A 468-nucleotide genomic window follows, 5' to 3' on the forward strand; every position below is an offset into this window, starting at 1 on the left:
GCGGAGTGTTGTAACTACCTGCTCGCGGTCGACGTTGACATGAACACTGTCGGTGGCTACTCGATGTCGAGTTGGGACACCGGCTACGGCGACATGGTGATGACCGCCGACTTCAGCACCTTGCGGTTGATCCCGTGGCTGCCGGGCACCGCGCTGGTGATGGCGGATCTGTCGTGGCTGGACGGTCGCCCCGTCGAGCAGGCTCCGCGTAGCATCCTCAACCGCCAGATCGACCGGCTGACCGAGCGAAAGCTGGTGCCGTACGTCGGTACGGAGCTCGAATTCATGGTGTTCGACAACACATTCCGCGAGGCCTGGGCCGCGGGATACCGCAACCTGACACCGGCCACCGACTACAACGTCGACTACGCCATGATGGCATCCACCCGGATGGAGCCGTTGCTGCGCGACATCCGTCTCGGCATGGAGGGCGCCGGGCTGTACTGCGAGGGCGTCAAGGGGGAGTGC

1 pseudogene is annotated in these 468 nt (G+C 64.3%); it reads left to right on the plus strand.

From position 1 onward, the window contains the following. Positions 1-468, plus strand: a pseudogene (locus RNB18_RS51530) (glutamine synthetase); the annotation flags it as partial.

It is taken from the genome of Streptomyces doebereineriae (genome assembly GCF_031845645.1).
GTDB classification, from domain to species: domain Bacteria; phylum Actinomycetota; class Actinomycetes; order Streptomycetales; family Streptomycetaceae; genus Streptomyces; species Streptomyces canus.